The 18,251-nt window shown below is 73.9% G+C and carries 15 protein-coding genes and 1 tRNA gene; 8 read left to right on the forward strand and 8 right to left on the reverse strand.

The features are described 5' to 3' along the window. Positions 1-36: 36 nt before the first annotated feature. From BF93_RS10150 to selB, 3 genes are all read left to right on the forward strand, one after another. Positions 37-131 (forward strand) — tRNA-Sec (locus tag BF93_RS10150). A gap of 35 nt (positions 132-166) precedes the next feature. Continuing rightward, positions 167-1,498: an L-seryl-tRNA(Sec) selenium transferase gene (selA, locus tag BF93_RS10155; RefSeq protein ID WP_038372387.1), complete on the forward strand. Its 1,332-nt coding sequence runs from the start codon at positions 167-169 to the stop codon at positions 1,496-1,498. After that, positions 1,495-3,333 (forward strand): selenocysteine-specific translation elongation factor, encoded by a 1,839-nt coding sequence (gene selB, locus BF93_RS10160; RefSeq protein ID WP_038372388.1) that lies wholly within the window; start codon positions 1,495-1,497, stop codon positions 3,331-3,333. The genes selA and selB overlap by 4 nt, the downstream gene beginning before the upstream one ends. 67 nt (positions 3,334-3,400) lie before the next feature. Here selB and BF93_RS10165 read toward each other — a convergent pair whose 3' ends face one another. Beyond that, on the reverse strand, positions 3,401-3,880 hold the full coding sequence (locus BF93_RS10165; RefSeq protein WP_038372389.1) for a hypothetical protein: 480 nt from the start codon (positions 3,878-3,880) through the stop codon (positions 3,401-3,403). 109 nt (positions 3,881-3,989) lie between these two features. Here BF93_RS10165 and BF93_RS19010 point away from each other — a divergent pair, with 109 nt between their 5' ends. Continuing rightward, positions 3,990-5,237: a hypothetical protein gene (locus BF93_RS19010; RefSeq protein WP_051486821.1), complete on the forward strand. Its 1,248-nt coding sequence runs from the start codon at positions 3,990-3,992 to the stop codon at positions 5,235-5,237. A gap of 113 nt (positions 5,238-5,350) precedes the next feature. Here the strand turns inward: BF93_RS19010 and valS are convergent, their stop codons facing one another. The 6 genes from valS to BF93_RS10200 form a co-directional block, all read right to left on the reverse strand. Continuing rightward, positions 5,351-8,011, reverse strand: coding sequence for a valine--tRNA ligase (valS, locus tag BF93_RS10175; RefSeq protein ID WP_038372584.1), 2,661 nt, complete (start codon positions 8,009-8,011; stop codon positions 5,351-5,353). A gap of 76 nt (positions 8,012-8,087) precedes the next feature. Continuing rightward, positions 8,088-9,035 (reverse strand): ABC transporter ATP-binding protein, encoded by a 948-nt coding sequence (locus BF93_RS10180; protein WP_038372390.1) that lies wholly within the window; start codon positions 9,033-9,035, stop codon positions 8,088-8,090. 70 nt (positions 9,036-9,105) lie between these two features. Next, positions 9,106-9,960, reverse strand: a complete 855-nt coding sequence (locus BF93_RS10185; RefSeq protein WP_232226318.1) for an ABC transporter permease — start codon at positions 9,958-9,960, stop codon at positions 9,106-9,108. Continuing rightward, positions 9,953-10,747, reverse strand: coding sequence for an ABC transporter permease (locus BF93_RS10190; RefSeq protein ID WP_038372392.1), 795 nt, complete (start codon positions 10,745-10,747; stop codon positions 9,953-9,955). Before BF93_RS10190 ends, BF93_RS10185 begins: the two co-directional genes overlap by 8 nt. Before the next feature lie 147 nt (positions 10,748-10,894). Then, a complete protein-coding gene (locus BF93_RS10195; RefSeq protein WP_038372586.1) occupies positions 10,895-11,953 on the reverse strand; it encodes a lipoate--protein ligase family protein in 1,059 nt (352 codons plus the stop codon). A gap of 34 nt (positions 11,954-11,987) precedes the next feature. After that, positions 11,988-13,385 (reverse strand): hypothetical protein, encoded by a 1,398-nt coding sequence (locus BF93_RS10200; RefSeq protein WP_051486822.1) that lies wholly within the window; start codon positions 13,383-13,385, stop codon positions 11,988-11,990. Between the two features lie 112 nt (positions 13,386-13,497). On the opposite strand from BF93_RS10200, the gene BF93_RS10205 reads away from it, so the two are divergent. From BF93_RS10205 to BF93_RS10220, 4 genes are all read left to right on the forward strand, one after another. After that, positions 13,498-14,721 (forward strand): nucleoside permease, encoded by a 1,224-nt coding sequence (locus tag BF93_RS10205; protein ID WP_198025403.1) that lies wholly within the window; start codon positions 13,498-13,500, stop codon positions 14,719-14,721. Then, positions 14,718-15,998 carry a dicarboxylate/amino acid:cation symporter gene (locus BF93_RS10210; protein ID WP_038372393.1) on the forward strand — a complete coding sequence of 427 codons (1,281 nt, stop codon included), beginning with the start codon at positions 14,718-14,720 and terminating at the stop codon, positions 15,996-15,998. The genes BF93_RS10205 and BF93_RS10210 overlap by 4 nt, the downstream gene beginning before the upstream one ends. 85 nt (positions 15,999-16,083) lie before the next feature. After that, the gene (locus tag BF93_RS10215) at positions 16,084-16,524 is read left to right on the forward strand and encodes an ArsR/SmtB family transcription factor (protein WP_084148447.1); all 441 of its coding nucleotides are present in this window, start codon (positions 16,084-16,086) and stop codon (positions 16,522-16,524) included. Beyond that, on the forward strand, positions 16,521-17,540 hold the full coding sequence (locus BF93_RS10220) for a cation diffusion facilitator family transporter (RefSeq protein ID WP_084148448.1): 1,020 nt from the start codon (positions 16,521-16,523) through the stop codon (positions 17,538-17,540). The genes BF93_RS10215 and BF93_RS10220 overlap by 4 nt, the downstream gene beginning before the upstream one ends. A 34-nt stretch (positions 17,541-17,574) precedes the next feature. Here the strand turns inward: BF93_RS10220 and BF93_RS10225 are convergent, their stop codons facing one another. After that, positions 17,575-18,234, reverse strand: a complete 660-nt coding sequence (locus BF93_RS10225) for an HAD family hydrolase (protein WP_038372395.1) — start codon at positions 18,232-18,234, stop codon at positions 17,575-17,577. Positions 18,235-18,251: the final 17 nt, after the last annotated feature.

Here is an 18,251-nt window from a genome sequence, read left to right on the forward strand (position 1 = left end):
AGGTCAGCGCGGGGCGCGGTAGCCTCAGCGGTGCATGGAGGCGTCCGGGTCCTGGTGGGCCCCCCGGTCTTCAAAACCGGTGAAGCCGAGCATCTCGGCTTGGCGGGTTCGATTCCCGTCCGCCTCCGCCACATCCGATGAGGCCGCCGCACCCGACGAGGAGGACGTGAGCGTGCAGGACCCCCGCCGCCGGATCCCGCGCACCGACCGCCTGCTCGAGCTGCCGTCCGTGCGCGCGGCCGCCGCGGCCGTGGGAACGCGCGTGGTGAGGGACCTCGCCCGCGCCGTCCAGGACCGCGCCCGCCGCGGCGAGATCGCCCCCGAGCAGGTCGAGCCCCAGCTGGTGGAGGCCCTCGCGAGCCGCCGGCCGGGGTCCCTGCGCCCCGTCCTGAACGCCACCGGGGTGATCGTCCACACCAACCTCGGACGGGCGCCGCTGTCCGCGGCGGCCCGGACCGCGCTCGAGCGGGCCTCCGGCTACGCCGATGTCGAGTTCGATCTGGCCACGGGCGCGCGCTCGCGGCGCGGCGCCGGGGCCCGCGCCGCGCTGCTCGCCGCCTGCCCGGCCCGGCTCCCCTCCGGAGAGGACCTGGAAGCGCTCGTGGTCAACAACGGCGCCGCCGCCCTGCTGCTGGCGGCGACGGCGCTGGCCGGCGGCCGCGAGGTGATCCTCTCGCGCGGGGAGATGATCGAGATCGGCGCCGGGTTCCGCCTGGCCGAGCTCATCGCCTCCGCCGGGGCGAGCATCCGCGAGGTCGGCGCCACCAATCGCACCCACCGCGAGGACTACGCCGCCGCCATCGGCCCCGCGACGGGGGCGCTGCTCAGCGTCCACCCCAGCAACTACCGCATCCGCGGGTTCACCGCCGCCGTCGGCATCGCCGAGCTCGCCGATCTCGCCCACGAGCACGCCCTGCCGCTGGTCGCGGACCTCGGCAGCGGGCTGCTGGTCCCCGAACCCTCGCTGCCGGAGGAGCCCGATGCGACCGGCGCCCTCGAGGCCGGCGCCGACGTCGTCATCACCAGCGGCGACAAGCTCCTCGGCGGCCCCCAGGCCGGGATCATCCTGGGGCGGGCACCGATCATCGCCCGACTGGCCCGCCACCCCATGGCCCGCGCGGTGCGGGCCGACAAGCTCGCCCTCGCCGCGCTCGAGGCCACCCTCACCGGCCCCGTCCCGCCGGTCCTCGCCGCCCTGCGGCTCGATCCCGAGCAGCTGCGCGGGCGCACCGAGGCCCTCGCGCAGGCGCTGCGCGCCGAGGGCATCGAGGCGGGCGTCGTCCCGCACGACGGGCGCGTCGGCGGGGGAGGGGGCGCCGAGGTGCCCCTGCCCGGATGGGCGCTGCGCCTGCCGGAGGCGTGGGCCGCGCCCCTGCGCGAGGGGGACCCCGCCATCGTGGGCACCGTCCGCGACGGCGCCTGCCTGCTGGACCTGCGCTGCGTGCCCGAGGAGTCCGATCCGCTGCTCCTCGACGCCCTGACGGCGGTCCGCCGGTGAGATCGCATGTCGTCGCGACCGCGGGGCACGTCGACCACGGCAAGTCCGCGCTGGTGCGGGCCCTGACCGGCATCGAACCGGACCGCTGGGAGGAGGAGCGTCGCCGCGGCCTGACCATCGACCTCGGCTTCGCCTGGACGACCCTGCCCAGCGGCCGCGAGGTCTCCTTCGTCGACGTCCCCGGCCATGAGCGGTTCCTCGGGAACATGCTCGCCGGCCTCGGACCGGCGCCGGTGGTCTGCTTCGTCGTCGCGGCCGATGCCGGCTGGCAGCCGCAGTCCTCCGACCATCGGGACGCGGTCGCGGCGCTCGGCATCGACCGCGGGCTGCTCCTGATCACCCGCGCCGACCTCGCCCTGGGCGGCACCGAGGCGGTGATCGCGCAGGCGCGGCGCGAGCTCGCGGGCACGGGGCTCGGCGAGGCCCCGGCGGTGGTCACCAGCGCCGTGCACGGCACCGGCCTGGAGGAGCTCGCCCAGGTGCTGGACCGCGTGCTGGCCGAGGCCGAGGCCTCCGACATCGACCTCGACGACATCGACCCCGCCGAGACCGACCGGGAGCCGGTCCCGCTGCGGCTGTGGATCGACCGTGCCTTCAGCATATCCGGGGCCGGGACGGTGGCGACCGGGACGCTGGGCGCCGGGAGCATCGGCCGCGGGGACCGCCTCACCCTGCACACGGCCGATGGCCCCCGCGAGGTGCAGGTCCGCGGCGTCCAGGGCCACGGCGCGTCGCAGGAGCGGATGGGCCCGGTCAGCCGCGTCGCGGTGAACCTGCGCGGCATCCCCGCCGACGCGGTGCGCCGGGGGGACGCCCTCGCCGCACCTGGCAGCTGGCACCTCCCACGTCACGTCGACGTGCGCCGATGCTCCGGAGCGTCCTTCGACGAGGCGCCGCGGGAAGTGACCGCGCATGTCGGCACCGCCGCCGTCCCCGCCCGCCTCCGGGTCTTCGACGCCGACCATGCGCGCCTGCAGCTGGACCGGCCGCTGCCGCTGCGCGTGGCCGACCGGATCGTGCTGCGCGCCGGTGGCCGCGCCGTCCTCGCCGGCGCGCAGGTCCTCGACGCCGATCCGCCCGCGCTGTCCCGCCGCGGGGACGGCGCCCGCCGGGCCCGGGCCCTTGCGGCCGCCCCGGCGGAGGGGGACCTGCTCGCGGAGGTGCTCCGGCGCCGCGCGGTGCAGGAGGCGCACCTGCGCCGGCTCGGTCTCACGGTTCCCGCGGCGCTGCCGGAGCCGCTGCGGGGCCACCGGGGGTGGCTCGTGGACGCGGCCGCCCTCGACGCCTGGGCGGCCCGGGTGCTCGAGTCCGTGATGGCGGGCCACCGGCAGGACCCGCTGTGGGAGGGGATGAGCCCGAAGGCCGCCGAGGACCTGCTGGGGCTGCCGGACGCCGCCCTGCTGCCGGCCGTCCTCGACGAGGCCCGGCGCCGCGACCCGCAGCTGCGCACAGAGGGCGGCAGGATCCGCCGCGGCGAGGAGGGACTGGGACCGGCGGAGCCGGCCGTCGCCGCTCTCGAGCTGCGGCTGGGGCGCGAGCCCTTCCGGGCACCTGAGGCGGAGGAGCTCTCCGCCGCGGGCCTGCACGACCCGCAGATCGCCGCGGCCGTGCGCCAGGGGAGGCTGCTGCGCCTGGACGGCGGGGTGGTCCTGCTGCCCTCCGCCCCGGCGCTCGCCATGCGCGAGCTCGCCGCCCTGGACCAGCCCTTCACCCTCAGTGCGGCGCGTCAGTCCCTCGGCACCACCCGCCGGGTCGCTGTGCCACTGCTCGAGCACCTCGATGCCCGCGGCTGGACGCGGCGGGTGGACGGGAGCCTGCGCGAGGTGGTGCGCTGAGCAGGTCTCTCCGCGGCGCCTGCCTCGGAGGACGCGGGTCAGCGGCGCCTGTCCTGGAGGACGCGGTTCAGCGGCGCCCCGCGAGCCACTGCCGATGCGCGGCGATCAGGGCGTTCTGCACGGCGGTGTGATCGGGACCGCCGCTGCTCAGGGAGGACGCCAGCGTCGCCGGCTCCCAGACGGCGCGCACGGGCACGGTCGTCCCGTCGTGCAGCTGGGCGAGCGCGACCAGCCGGGGGTCGCCGGGGGAGGGCGGGGCGATCCGCAGCAGCCTCTCCCACGGCACGGACCGCTCGGGTCCGAAGAAGCCCGCCCAGCGGAAGCCCTGCGCATCGATGCGCAGACGGGAGCGGAGCGCCCCGCGGAGCACGAGGGCCCCGCCGCCGAGGGCGAGCACGGCCGGGACGAGCAGGCCGAGGAATCCCGCGTGCCCGAGGGCGAACGTCAGCACCACGGCGGCGACGGCCGCGGCGACGCCGATGAGCATGACCATCGGCCCCACGATCTGGTTGATACGGGACCCGGCAGATCGGAAGGTCGTGTCCATGCCCGCCATCCTATGGGGACTTGTCCCCATGGCCGCATCGGCCCGAGCGCCCTACCGTCGGATGCAGGACAGGTCGGGCAGGTCGAGGACGGGACAGGACGGTGGCACCATGGCGGGCTTCTGCGGTGCGGACACGGATCAGCTGCGCGCGCAGGCGGAGGCCTGCCAGCGCGGGTCCGGGCAGCTGCGCGACCTGATCGGCGCCACCTCGGCGATGGTCGCGTCCGTGGAGTGGATCGGCCCGGACGCGGACGCCTTCCGCGACCGCTGGCAGTCCGAGGTGTCGCCCCGCCTCTCCGCGCGGGCCGAGGACCTGCGCGCCTGGGCGGACGAGCTCATCGCCCAGGCCGACGACCAGGACGCGACCTCCGCGGGCGACGGGGACGGCCCTTTCGGCCTGCCGATGCCGTTCCCCTTCCCGCTGCCGTTCCCGATGCCGGGGCCGTTGGGGGCGGGCGGCAGCCCCGGGACGCCGGGGATGCCTTTCTTCTACGGCGACTCCGGCTACGGCACGGGGAACGTGGCGAAGGACCCGCGGGCCGTCGGCTCCCATGAGGCGGGAGGCTCGCACTGGGACGGGCGCGAGATCGAGAACGAGCGCGGCTACATCGACGGCTACGCGAACACCCGCGCGAGCGCCGGCGTCACCACGACCGTCGACGCCTACGGGAACACCACGCATACGGCCGGAGCCCGCGCCGGTGCGGAGATCGGCTACACCGAGCAGCTGAACCTGCCCTTCGGGGGCGCGCTGTCCTCCCAGGGGCGCGTCGGAGCGGAGGCGTATGCCGAGGCGGGCGTCACCTACGGGGACGGCTTCAGCGCGGGCGCCTCGGCGGGCGCCGGCGTCTACGGGGACATCAGCGCCACCGCGACAGGGCCGTTCGGGTCGAGCAACATGGTGGGCCTGAGCGGCTACGCCGGGGCCGAGGCCCACGCGAACGTGTACTCCCACGCCACGCGCAACGAAGACGGCACCATCAACGGGTGGAGCGCCGGCTTCGATGCGGGGGCCTTCGCCGGAGCCAAGGGGAACGTCAACTTCTCCTCCACGTCACCGGGCGGCTGGTTCACCAGCTCCGCCTCGTTCGGCGGGGACGCCGGAGTGGGCATCGGCGGCGGGGCGGGCGCCGTCCTCTCCACGGACCAGGTGGGCTTCAGCCTCGGCGGCGACATCGCCGCCGAGCTCGGGATCAACGCCGACGTGTCCTTCGCGGTGAGCCCCAACAACATCGTCAACACCTTCACCCCGGGGGACTACGACATCGACGATGCGATCTCCGATGCGTCCGGCGCCTTCGAGGGGGCGAAGGACGTGGCCGGCGACGCCTTCAGCGCCGTCAACCCCTTCGACTGACGTGGAGGACCGGGTCCGCGAGCCCGCCGGCCCCGGAGCCGCCGCGAGGCAGACAAAACCCCGGGCGCGCGAGAGTGCGCGCCCGGGGTCCTGTCGGCCCGCAGCTCGCGGCCTCAGCCGCGCGGCTGCTTGACGGGCGGCTCGCCCAGCTCGACCGCGCTCGCGGCCGCGTCCTCGACCTCGCCGCCGATGATCTCGAGAGCCTCGACGCGGCCCAGCGCCATCAGGTCGGCGCGCCCGGCCTCGGCCTGCGCGGCGCGAGCGGCCGGGACCGTCAGGGTCAGGGAGAGGATCGGGGTCTTCTGCGAGACCTTGGCGTCGGACTTGATCCGGCGCACCACGATGACCAGGTCGGAGAGCGTCTCCAGCACGGAGGCGTCCTCCCCGGCGGCGGCCTCGCGCAGCGGCGCGGCCTCGGGCCAGGGCTGGGTGTGCACGCTGCCCTCGCGCCACCACGACCAGACCTCCTCGGTCGCGAAGACGATCACGGGGGCGAACAGGCGCAGCAGCACGTCCAGGGCGATGGCGAGCGCCGCCCGTGCCGACGCGGCCCCGGACTCGCCGGCGCTGCCGTGGGCACGGTCCTTGATCAGCTCGATGTAGTCGTCGCAGAAGGTCCAGAAGAACGGCTCGGTCACCTCGAGGGCGCGGGCGTAGTCCATCTCGTCCATCGCGGCGGTCGCCGCGTCGACGACCCGGGCCAGGGATGCGAGCAGCGCCCGGTCCAGGGCCTCGGTGACGGCCGCCGGGTCCGCGGCGAGACGGCCCGCGGGATCGGCGGGGGCCTGGCCGAATCCGAGCGCGAACTTGGAGGCGTTGAGGATCTTGATCGCCAGGCGGCGGCCGATCTTCATCTGCCCCTCGTCGAAGGCGGTGTCCACGCCCTGGCGGGCGCGGCCGGCCCAGTAGCGCACGCCGTCGGAGCCGTGCTGGTGCAGCAGGCCGATGGGGGTGACCACGTTGCCCTTGGACTTGGACATCTTCTTGCGGTCCGGGTCCAGGATCCAGCCGTTGATCGAGGCATGCTTCCACGGCAGCGAGTCCTGCTGCAGGTGGGAGCGGACGATCGTCGCGAACAGCCAGGTGCGGATGATGTCGTGGCCCTGGGGGCGCAGGTCCATCGGGTAGACCTTGGAGAACAGCTCCGGGTCCTCGTTCCAGCCGCCCGCCAGCTGCGGGGTCAGGGAGCTGGTGGCCCAGGTGTCCAGGATGTCGGGGTCGGCGACGAAGCCGCCGGCCCGGCCGCGCTGCTCCTCGGTGTAGCCGGCGGGGACGTCGATGGTCGGGTCGATGGGCAGGTCGGCGATCTCGGGGGTGAGGACCTGGTCGTAGGCGACCTCGCCGTCCTCGCCGACGGCGTACCAGACGGGGAAGGGCACGCCGAAGAAGCGCTGGCGGGAGATCAGCCAGTCGCCGGTGAGGCCCTCGACCCAGTTGCGGTAGCGCGACTCCATGTAGGCGGGGTGCCAGGTGACCTGGCGGCCGCGCTCGATGAGCTCGCGTCGCAGGCCGTCCTCGGACTGGTCGCGGCCGCCGTTGGTGAGGTACCACTGGCGGGAGGTGACGAACTCCAGCGGCTTGTCGCCGTTCTCGTAGAACTTCACCGGGTGGGTGATCCGCTTCGGCTCGCCGACGAGGTCACCGGTCTCGGCGGCCATCTCCACGACCGTCTTCTGCGCGCTGAACACGGTCAGGCCCGCGAGCTTCGCGTAGCGCTCCTGGCCCTCGGGGGAGGTGATCCAGGGGGCGTCGGCCACGAAGCGGCCGTCGCGGCCGATCACGCTGCGGGTGGGCAGCTCCAGCTCGCGCCACCAGGTGACGTCGTTGGCGTCGCCGAAGGTGCAGATCATGGCGATGCCCGCGCCCTTGTCGGCCTGGGCCAGGGGGTGCGGGTGCACGGGGACCTCGACGCCGAACAGGGGCGAGATCACGGTGGTGCCGAACAGGCCCTGGTAGCGCGGGTCGTCGGGGTGGGCGACGAGGGCCACGCAGGCGGGCAGCAGCTCGGGGCGGGTGGTCTCGATGTAGACCTTCTCGCCGGAGCCGTCGGCGCGCGTGAAGCCCAGACGGTGGTACGCGCCGTCCCGCTCGCGGTCCTCCTGCTCGGCCTGCGCGACCGCCGTGCGATAGGTGACGTCCCACATGGTGGGGGCCTCGGCCTGGTAGGCCTGGCCGGCGGCGAGGTTCTCCAGGAACGCGCGCTGGCTGGTCGCGCGCGAGCGCGCGTTGATGGTCTGGTAGCTGTGGTTCCAGTCGACGGACAGGCCCAGGGTGCGGAAGACCTCCTCGAAGGACTTCTCGTCGATCTCGGTGAGGCGCTCGCACAGCTCGATGAAGTTGCGGCGCGAGATCGGCAGCTGGTTCGCGGCCTTGGCGGACTTGTTGTCGCCGCCCTCCTGCGGGGGCGTGAAGTCCGGGTCGTAGGGCAGCGAGGGATCGCAGCGCACGCCGAAGTAGTTCTGCACCCGGCGCTCGGTGGGCAGGCCGTTGTCGTCCCAGCCCAGCGGGTAGAACACGTTCTTGCCGCGCATGCGCTGGTAGCGCACGATCATGTCGGCCTGCGAGTATCCGAACACATGGCCGATGTGCAGGGACCCCGAGGCCGTCGGCGGCGGGGTGTCCACGCTGAAGACCTCCTCGCGGGTGGTGTCCGCGTCGAAGGCGTATACCTGGGCATCGCTCCATACGCGATCCCACCGGGCCTCGAGGCCCTCGAGGGTGGGGCGGTCGGGGATGGTGGAGCCTGCATCGGGGCGCGCAGAGGTATCGGTCATGGCCGCCATTGTTCCAGGCGCGGCACGACGGTGCCCAATCCGTCCCCGTGATGGTGGGCATACCCGCGCCCCCGCCTCACGGGCGGCGGGCGAAGATCTCGCGGACCAGGTCCTCGATGGCCGGTTCTGCCATGGACAGGTCCGCGACCTCGGCCTGGGCGGTGATCCGGGCCAGCAGCGCGGCGGCAGAATGCTCGGCGGCGTGGAAGCGGATCCGGTGGCGGATCCCGCCGGCCTCGACCGCGACCGTCTGTGCGCCCTCGGGCAGCTCGAGCACGCCGAGGGGCGCAGCGAGGTCGACCACGAGCTCGCGGGGGGTGCGCAGGCTGTCCCGCAGCCCCGCGAGGGTGCCGTCATAGGCGGTGCGGCCGTCGCTGACCACGACGATCCGCTCGCACAGCCGCTCGACATCGGCCATGTCGTGGGTGGTCAGCAGCAGCGTGGTGCCGCGCTCGGCACGGTCCTCGACGAGGAAGCGGCGCAGCCCCTCCTTGGAGATCATGTCCAGGCCGATGGTCGGCTCGTCCAGCACGACCAGGCGCGGGGAGTGCAGCAGCGCCGCGGCGACCTCGCCGCGCATCCGCTGGCCCAGCGACAGCTGCCGCACCGGCTGGTCCAGGAAGGGTGCGAGGTCCAGGCCCTCGACCAGGCGCGCGAGCCGTGCCGCCTGCGCCGAGGGGGCCAGGCGGTGCATCGACCCGAGGATCGCGAAGGAGTCCCGTAGCGGCAGGTCCCACCACAGCTGGGAGCGCTGGCCGAACACGACCCCGATCTCCCGGGCCAGGTGGCGGCGCTCGGGCACGGGGCGCCGGCCCAGCACCCGTACCGTGCCGCGGGTCGGCATGAGGATCCCGGTGAGCATCTTGATGGTGGTCGACTTCCCCGCGCCGTTGGCGCCCACGAAGCCGACCGCCTCGCCGTCGGCGACCTGCAGGGTCAGGTCGTCCACGGCGCGCACCACCCGGCGCGGCCGGCGCACCGTGAACTCGCGGGTGATGTTCTGCAGGTCGATCGCCCAGGTCATGGCCGATGTCCTCTCGGGAGGGGGAGCGGGTGCGGGGGTCGGGGGCGGCGCGGGGGACCGGGGAGGGCGCTCATCCGCCGGCCCCCGTGTAGCGGCGCACGCCCGCGCGCCACAGCAGCAGCGCGAGCATCCAGGCCAGCAGCGCGACCGGCAGCCCCAGCCAGCCGGCCCACGTCGGCACGAGCATCGGCCCCGGCAGGTCCAGCAGGACCAGGGTCGGGGCGTAGGCGACCAGGGAGGCGGGGATGACGAAGGTGAACAGCGCCCGCATCGGCAGCGCGAACACCGCGGCGGGGTTCTGGGCGACGTAGTTGCCGCCGTAGGTGAAGGCGTTGGCGAACTCCCGGCCGTCGATCAGCCAGAACTGCAGCGCCCCGGCCATCACGAACAGGGCGGAGAAGATCCCGCCGCCGATCACCGGCGCGAGGATCGCGAGCACCATCGTCGCGGGGGTCGGGTCGAACCCCGCGAGGACCAGCGCCGTGATGTACATGGCGATGCCGACCACGAAGCGGCCCAGGCGGCGCAGGGACAGGTCCAGGCTCGAGATCTGCAGCAGCAGCGGCACCGGGCGCACCAGCAGCGTCTCCAGCTTCCCGGAGCGGATGTAGGTCGAGAGGCCGTCGATCTCCCCGAAGGCCAGGTCCGCGATGGCGAACGCGGCGGAGGCCAGCCCGAAGACCACCATCACCTGCACCAGTGTGAGCCCGCCGAAAGTGTCCACGTGCCCGAGGATCACCCACAGCTCGAGGAACTCGATGATCGACAGGAGCGCCTGGCTGCCGGCATCGGCCGCGAAGCTCGCGCGGTAGGAGAGCTGGGCGCGGATCCGCGAGCCGTACAGGGTGCGGACCATCGCCAGGGTGCTCGGCCGGAGGTCGTCGGCGGCCGCGGGGACGGGGGGAGCCGGACGCGGATCAGCCACCCTGCACCTCCAGCGAACGGGTGCCGGCCCGGACCATGGCCTGCGCGACGAGGGCGAGGATCCCGGCCCACAGGATCTGCAGGCCGATCCCGACCAGGGCCTCGGCCGGGGTGATGCGCCCCGAGAGCGCGTCGATCGGCGTCTGCACCATCGAGGGGAACGGGGTGATGCGGGCCAGGGACTCGAGCCAGGACGGGAACCAGGTGATGGGGATGAGGAAGCCCGACAGCAGGTTCATCACGACCATGTAGAGGGTCTGGAAGCCGCGCATCTCGACCAGCCAGAAGGCGGAGAGGTTCACGATCGCATCGGCCAGGAAGGACACCAGGATCGCCAGCGCCACCGAGAGGATCCCCAGCGGGTAGGACCATGGCGACTCCGGCAGGGCCAGCCCGGTCACGAGCACGCCCACCAGCAGCGGCGGCAGCCCCCGCCCGAGCAGCAGGAAGCCGGCGCGCCCGACCTTCTGGGCCAGGTGCACCGCCAGCAGGGGAGCGGGGCGCAGCAGGTCCACGGCGATCTCTCCGGTGCGCACGCGCTCGCCGATGGTGCGGGTCCCGAACGCCTCGATGGGGGCCAGCAGCGCCTGGCCCAGCCACACGTAGGTGGCGGCCTGCAGGGCGGTGTACCCGCCGATCTCCTGCCCGGACGCGTCCAGCGCGGCCAGCAGGATCGAGACGCGGATCAGCCCGAAGACGGAGTTCGTGAACACTCCCGCGGCGGTCGCGACGCGGTAGGTGGAGTACTGCCGGAAGGTCGCGGCGGCGAGGGTTCCGTAAGCAGGCACTCGTGCGACAGTACCGGCCGGGGAGGGGGCGCACAAGAGATGCGACGAATCCGTGCGACCTGGCCGCCCGGGAGGTCCGATGCGTCCTGATCGTCCTGTTCCGGGACCCGGCGCGCGGACCGGCGGCGCCCCGGGGCGGCCGGCGGCTCAGGGCACGCGGGCAGTCCATTCCGGGGTCGAGAACTTCGTGCGCACGAGCTCTTCGGCCCTCTCGAGCTCGGCGGCCGTGTACGCGGACTCGCGGGTGGCGTAGCGGGAGCGGAAATGGTCCAGGAACCCGGCGATGATCGCGTCCCGCGGCAGGCCCGTCTGCGAGCGCATCGGGTCGACCCGCTTGACGGCGCTGCGGGTGCCCTTGTCCGAGAGCTTCTCCTTGCCGGTGCGCAGCACCTCGCCCATCTTCTCCGCGTCGATGTCGTAGGACATGGTCACGTGGTGCAGCAGCACGCCGCCGGCGAACCGGCGCTGGGCGGCGCCGCCGATCTTGCCCTGCTCGGAGGCGATGTCGTTCAGCGGCACGTAGCGGGCCCTCACGCCGATCTCCGCCAGGGCGCCCATCACCCAGTCGTCGAGGTAGGCGTAGGCCTGCTCGAAGCTGAGGCCCTCCACCAGCGCGGTCGGGACCACCAGGGAGTAGGTGATGCAGTTGCCGGGCTCCATGAACATGGCCCCGCCGCCGGTGATGCGGCGCACCACGCCGATCCCGTGGCGGGCCGCGCCCTCCGGGTCGACCTCGTTGCGCAGCGACTGGTAGGAGCCGATCACCACCAGGGGCGAGTCCCAGTCCCAGATCCGCAGCAGCGGCGGCCGGCGACCCGCGGCGACCTCGAGCGGCAGCACCTCGTCGAGGGCCACGTGCATCACCGGCGCCATGGTGACCGCCGGGATCACGTCGAAGACGAGGTCCTCCCAGCTGCTGGCACGGCCCAGGGCGCGGCGGGCGGCGATCGCGACGGCGCGGGCGTCGAAGCCGATCATCCGCACCGGCTCGGGCCGGGCGGCCAGGCGCTCCTCGATCCGGGCGGCGAGCTCGTCCACCCCGGCATCGGCCGGGGCGCCCTGCAGGGCTCCGGCGATGTCCTCGAGGGCGTCGTCGGGCTCGAGGAAGAAATCCCCGTAGACGTGGGCGGCGACGATCGCGCCGTCGCCGGTCCCGACGTCGACGGCCACGAGCTTGCCGCCGCGGACCTTGTACTCGCCGTGCATCCTCGGCTCCTGATCGCTCATCGTCCTGCTCCTCTCAGCGCGCCGCGGCGGAGCCGGCCGCCAGGGTCGCCAGCGTCCGCTCGATCTCCGGCGTCCCGCCGAGGGCGGCCGGCGCCCCGCGCTCGCGCCGCCCGCGGGCGGCGATCGTCAGGGAGAACAGCGCCTTGTGGACCTCCCAGACGTACTCGGAGGTGGACTGGTTCTTCTGCGGGGCGATCGAGTAGGACTCGCGGGGGAGGTCCTCCGTGGCCTCGCGGGTCACGCGCGGCGTCAGCGACCGCCAGCGGTTCCGGCCGCCCACGCCGATCCGGTAGACGGGGCCGTCGGGGTCGGTGATGAGCACCAGCCGCAGCGCGAGGGAGCGCCCGGTGACCACCGGCTGGCTGCGGGCGGGGGCCGGTTCGAAGCCGAGCTCGCGCAGCAGCGCAGGGTTCAGCAGCGACCACAGCAGGCGCCGCGCGCCGTCCAGCTCCGCCGAGGCCGTGCGGCCGATGATCTCCGGGTCGGGCGCCGGCGGGTGCGTCTGCGTGCGCCAGGACGGCCGGCGGGCCATGCGGGCCAGCAGCTCCTCGGCCGCGGACCGCTCGTCCTCGCCGTCGAGGGCGCCCAGCGGCAGCGGGGCGATCACGGAGCCGGCGCGGACGAGATGCGTGGGCACCCCGCCCTCGACCTCGCCGAACTGCAGCCCGATGCGGCCGCGGGAGTCGCCGGCCTGCAGGCGGGGCTCGCGTAGGGAGGCCTGCGTCGAGAAGCGGGGCGAGACGCCCAGCAGCACCCGGCAGGCGTGGTGGAAGACCTCCAGGTGCGCCTGCATCTCGGCGGCCAGCTCGGGGCTGCGCAGGAGCTTGCGCGGGTTCAGCGGCAGCTGCACCACCGGCTGCCCGGCGGTGCGCCCCATCTCGCCGATGGTCCGCCACAGCTCGGCGTGGTCCGGATCGGCCTTGGGCAGCTTCCGGGCGATCCGCTCCCAGCTGGACTCGACCACCCGCTCGGCGCCCGGTCCCGCGTACCGGGGCAGATCCGAGGAGCGGGAGACGAGCACCAGGCGGCTGCGCGGCGAGTCGCCGAGCCGGGGCAGGAGCTGCTCGATGCGCCGCGCCGCGCCGCGGCCGTCCCCGTCCAGGACCACGGCGATGATCGCGCCGTCGTCGGCGCCCTCGCGCGGCGGCAGCAGTCGGGCGACGAGGTCCGGGGCCGAGGGGTCCAGGTCCGGCTCGGCGAGGATGCTGCCGCTGGCCTCGCCGGTGCGGGCGATGCTGCCCAGGAAGGCGCGGCGGCTGGTGGGGGACATCGCCACGAACTCGACCATGTGGCGCAGCAGCGCCATGAACAGGGGGCCGCGCTCCGTCCGCGTGCCGGGGATCCGGGCATCCACGACGCGGTCGTACGCGTAGGACATCATCGGGCCGACGGTCGCGTAGGTGCGTGCCATGTTCCTCCTCGTGCGGCGCGCCGCGGGTCGCGCGGCGCGGCCCCATTCTCTCCCATCGCCGGGACCGCGCGCCGCACGTGAGGCACGTCACCTCGCGGCCTAGGATGCCCTCATGCTCGACATGACGATGAGACTGCGCCTGTCCACGATGCTGTTCCTCGAGTTCTTCGTCTGGGGTGCCTGGTTCGTCACCCTCGGCACCTACCTCGCCGTGGAGCTCGAGGCGACCGGCAGCCAGATCGCCCTGGCCTTCCTCACCCAGAGCCTCGGCGCGATCCTCGCCCCCTTCATCGTCGGCCTCATCGCGGACCGCTTCTTCTCCGCCCAGAGGATCCTCGGCGTGCTGCACGTCGTCAGCGCCGTGATGCTCTTCCTCGCGGGCCGCCAGGACTCCTTCGGGGCGTTCTTCGTCTGCGCGCTGCTGGCGATGATCGCCTTCATGCCCACCCTCGCGCTGGTCAACTCCATCTCCTTCCGGCGCATGGAGAGCCCCGAGAAGCAGTTCCCCGGGGTGCGGCTGTTCGGGACCGTCGGCTGGATCGTGGCGGGGCTGCTGATCGGCTGGCTCGGCTGGGAGGGCGGGGAGCGGCTCGAGCTGACCTTCGTCATGGCCGCGCTCGGCTCGGCGGCGCTCGGCGTGTACGCCTTCACCCTGCCGGACACCCCGCCCCACGGGCGCGGGGAGCGCCCCACCGTGCGCGACGTCCTCGGGCTGGACGCCCTGGCCCTCCTGAGGAGCCGCTCCTACCTGGTGTTCTTCATCGCCTCCGTGCTCATCTGCATCCCGCTGGCGTTCTACTACAACTTCACGAACCTCTACCTCAACGAGATCGGGGTGAGCGGCGCGGCCGGGTGGCAGACCCTCGGGCAGTTCTCCGAGGTCGCGTTCCTGCTCGCCATGCCGCTGATGCTGCGGAAGCTGGGCGTGAAGCGGACCCTCCTGATCGGGATGGCCGCCTGGGCGCTGCGCTACGTCCTGTTCGCCCTCGGGGACGCGGACTCGCTGTTCGCCCTCGTGCTGCTGGGCCTCGTCCTGCACGGCGTCTGCTACGACTTCTTCTTCGTCGCCGGGCAGATCTACACCGACCGCTTCGCCCCGGCCCGGGTGCGCTCGGCCGCGCAGGGCCTCATCTCCCTGGCCACCTACGGGGTCGGCCTGCTCATCGGCTCCCTGGTCTCCGGGCCGATCGTGGACGCGTTCCTCCGCGCCGACGGCACCCACGCATGGCAGTCTGTCTGGCTGATCCCTGCGGCGCTCGCCGTCGTGGTCGCCGTGTTCTTCGTCCTCGCCTTCCGGGAGGACGCCCCCGCCCCCGTCCCCTCGGAGTCGTCGTGACCTCTCCTGCCTCCCCTCGCCCCTCGACCCCTGCGACCGCGCCGCCTGCCGCCGTCGGCGAGGATCGGCGCCCCCGGTTCGGGCTGCTGCCGCGGATCCTCGTGGCCATCGTGCTGGGCATCCTGCTGGGCCTGGTGCTGCCCGAGGCGGTCGCCCGCGTCTTCACGACCTTCAACGGGCTGTTCTCCGCCTTCCTGGGCTTCCTCATCCCCCTGATCATCCTCGGGCTGGTCGCCCCGGCGATCGGCGAGCTGGGACGCGGCGCCGGGAGGATGCTCGCGGCGACCACGGGCATCGCCTATCTCTCGACGATGCTGTGCGGACTGTTCGCCCTGCTCGTCTCCCTCACGCTGCTGCCGGGCCTGCTGGGCGGGGCCGACGTCGCCTCTCTCGGGAACCCCGAGGACACGGCCATCGCACCGTACTTCGCCCTCGAGATCCCGCCGGTGTTCCCCGTGATGACCGCGCTCGTGCTCGCCTTCTGCGTGGGGATCGGCCTCAGCTTCGTGCCCTGGGGCGCGCTGCACGAGTCCTTCGACCAGTTCCGCACCATCGTGGTGCGGGTGATCGAGGCCGTCATCATCCCGCTGCTGCCGGTGTACATCTTCGGGATGTTCCTGGGCATGACGATGAACGGCCAGATCTGGACGGTGATCCGCACCTTCCTCGTGGTGGTCGTCGTCGTGCTCGTGATGACGGTCCTCGTGCTGCTGGCGCAGTACGCCGTCGCGGGGGCGGCGATGCGCCGCAACCCCCTGCGCATGCTGTGGACGATGGCGCCGGCGTACATGACGGCGCTGGGCACCAGCTCCTCGGCGGCCACCATCCCGGTGACCGCGGAGTGCACGCGCCGCAACGGCGTGCCCGCACCCATCGGCGACTTCGTCGTCCCGCTGTGCGCCACGATCCACCTGGCCGGCTCCACCCTGAAGATCACGACCTTCGCGGTCGCCATCATGATCGTCACCGGCATGGAGATCCAGGTCCCGATCCTGGTCGGCTTCGTGCTGATGCTGGGCGTGGTGATGATCGCGGCGCCCGGCGTCCCCGGCGGGGCGATCATGGCGGCCGCCGGCGTGCTCTCCTCGATGCTCGGCTTCAGCGAGGCCGCGGTGGGGCTGATGATCGCCTCCTACATCGCCATCGACTCCTTCGGCACGGCCACCAACGTCACCGGAGACGGCGCCATCGCGGCGATCATGACCCGGCTCTCGCGCGGCCGCGTCGCCGAGGAGGCGACCCGCGCGAGCGACGAGGTCGAGGTCCGCGGCATCTGAGCCCCCGGGGCCTCCCGGCCCCCGCCGCGGCCCGCCGCCGGGCCGCGCCGTTGACGGCCGCGGTCACCACCCCTAGCCTGAACATATGAACATATCGTCATATGACGGGGGCGGCGGCCCGGCGCCCGTGCTGCCGGCCGATCCCGCCGTCCGGGACGCGGCCGACGTCTTCTCGCTGCTCGGCGACCCGGGCCGGCTGCGCCTGCTGCTGGCCCTGCGCGCCGGGGAGCACAGCGTCCACGAGCTCGCCGAGCTGTCCGCGCAGTCCGACTCCGCGGCCTCCCACGCGCTCAAGCTGCTGCGCGCGCATCGGGTGGTCTCCGCGCGACGCGAGGGGCGCCGGGTGCACTACGCGCTCGCCGACCCCCACGTGCGCACCCTGCTGGACGTCGCCCTCGCCCACATCGAGCACGCGGTGCCCCAGCACGGGGCGACGCCCCACGACGAGGGCCGCCACGCGGAGCGGGCGCATGCTCCCGCGGCGGCCGGCGACGCGCCGCGGCCGGGCGCGGAGGCGGTCCGATGACCGGGCAGGACCTCCCCGGGGGCGAGGCGGCCGAGGACCGCGCGCGGTGCGCCGCCGGCGAGGACGCGGCGCAGCAGCACCATCCCGGCCGGGGGCGGGGCGGGCACTCCCACGGCCCGGGCGCGGCCGAGCTCTCGGGCTCGGCCGCCGGGCGCTGGAGGGGGCGGCTGAGCATCGCCGTCGCGGCGATCGGCGTCTTCTTCGTCGTGGAGCTGGTCACGGCGCTGGCCAGCGGATCGCTGGCGCTGCTGTCGGACGCCGGGCACATGGCCGCGGACGTCCTCACCCTCGGCGCGGCCCTCGCCGCGACGGTCGTGGCCGCCCGGCCCGACCGCAGCGGCCGCCGCAGCTACGGCCGCTACCGCACGGAGGTCTTCGCCTCCTTGTTCGCCGTGCTCGTGATGCTCGCCGTGGCCGCCTTCGTGGTGCTCGAGGCGGTGCGCCGCATCGGCTCCCCGGAGGGCGTCGGCACCGGGGCCATGCTCGTGGTCGGCGTGCTGGGCCTGGTGGTCAACCTGACGGTGATGGCGCTGCTGCGCTCCGGGGCGGGGGAGAGCCTCAACCTCAAGGGCGCCTACCTCGAGGTCATGGCCGACACCGTCGGCTCCCTCGGCGTGATCCTGGCCGCGGTGCTGGTGCGGGTCACCGGATCCCCGGTGTGGGACACCGCGCTGGCGCTGGCGATCGGCGCCTTCGTGGCCGTGCGGGCGGTGATGCTGGGACGGGAGGTCCTCGCGGTGCTCGGCCAGGAGACGCCGCGCCACCTGGACCCGAGCGTCGTCGAGGCCGATCTCTGCGCGATCCCCGGCGTGCTCGGCGTCCACGACCTGCACCTGTGGACGCTCACCTCCGGGATGGACGTGATCACCGCGCATCTGCGCATCGGCGCGCAGGCCGATGCGCACGCCGTGCTCGACGCGGCGCAGGCGCTGCTGCGCCGCGAGCACGGGCTGGACCACTCCACCCTGCAGATCGAGCCGGAGTCCCACCTCATCGACGAGGAATCCTCCTGGTAGGTCGTGCCCTCCGCCGCGGGGAGGCGGTCCGTGCTCAGGCCGCGAGGGGGACCAGCAGGGCGGCGAGCTCGGAGACGTCCTCGACCACGGCGGCGGGCCGCTCGGCCGCGAGGTCCTCGCGGCGCCCGGCGCCCCAGGTCACGCCCACGGCGGCGAGGCCCCCGGCGCGGGCGGCCCTGAGGTCGGTGGCCGCGTCGCCGATGTAGACGGCATCGGCCGCCTCCACCCCCATCAGCTCGAGGGCACGGTGCAGCGGCTGCGGGTCCGGCTTGTGGCGTGGGGTGTCCTCCTTGCCCACCAGCACCTCGGGCACGGGGATGCCGGTCAGCTCGAGGCCGCGCAGCGCCAGCTCCCGGCCCTTGGAGGTCACCACCCCCACCCGGCGCCCCTGCTCCTGCAGCGAGCGGACCAGCTCCGCGGCCCCGGGATAGGCGGAGACCCGCCCGTCGTGATGGGCCAGGTTGTACTCGCGATAGGTCCGGGCCATCGCCGCCGCATGCCGAGGGGACAGCTGCTGGAACGTCTCGTCCAGGGACATGCCGATCCAGCTGCGGATCCGCGCCTCGTCGATGCCCGTGACGTCGAAGGCGGCCAGCGCATGGCGGTAGGACTCGACGATCACCTCCACCGAGTCGACGAGGGTCCCGTCGAGGTCGAAGAGGACGGCGGAATGGGCGAGGGGCGTCGAGGACATGGCCCCATGGTCTCGCA

It is taken from the genome of Brachybacterium phenoliresistens, from assembly GCF_000576425.1.
GTDB classification, from domain to species: Bacteria; Actinomycetota; Actinomycetes; order Actinomycetales; family Dermabacteraceae; genus Brachybacterium; species Brachybacterium phenoliresistens.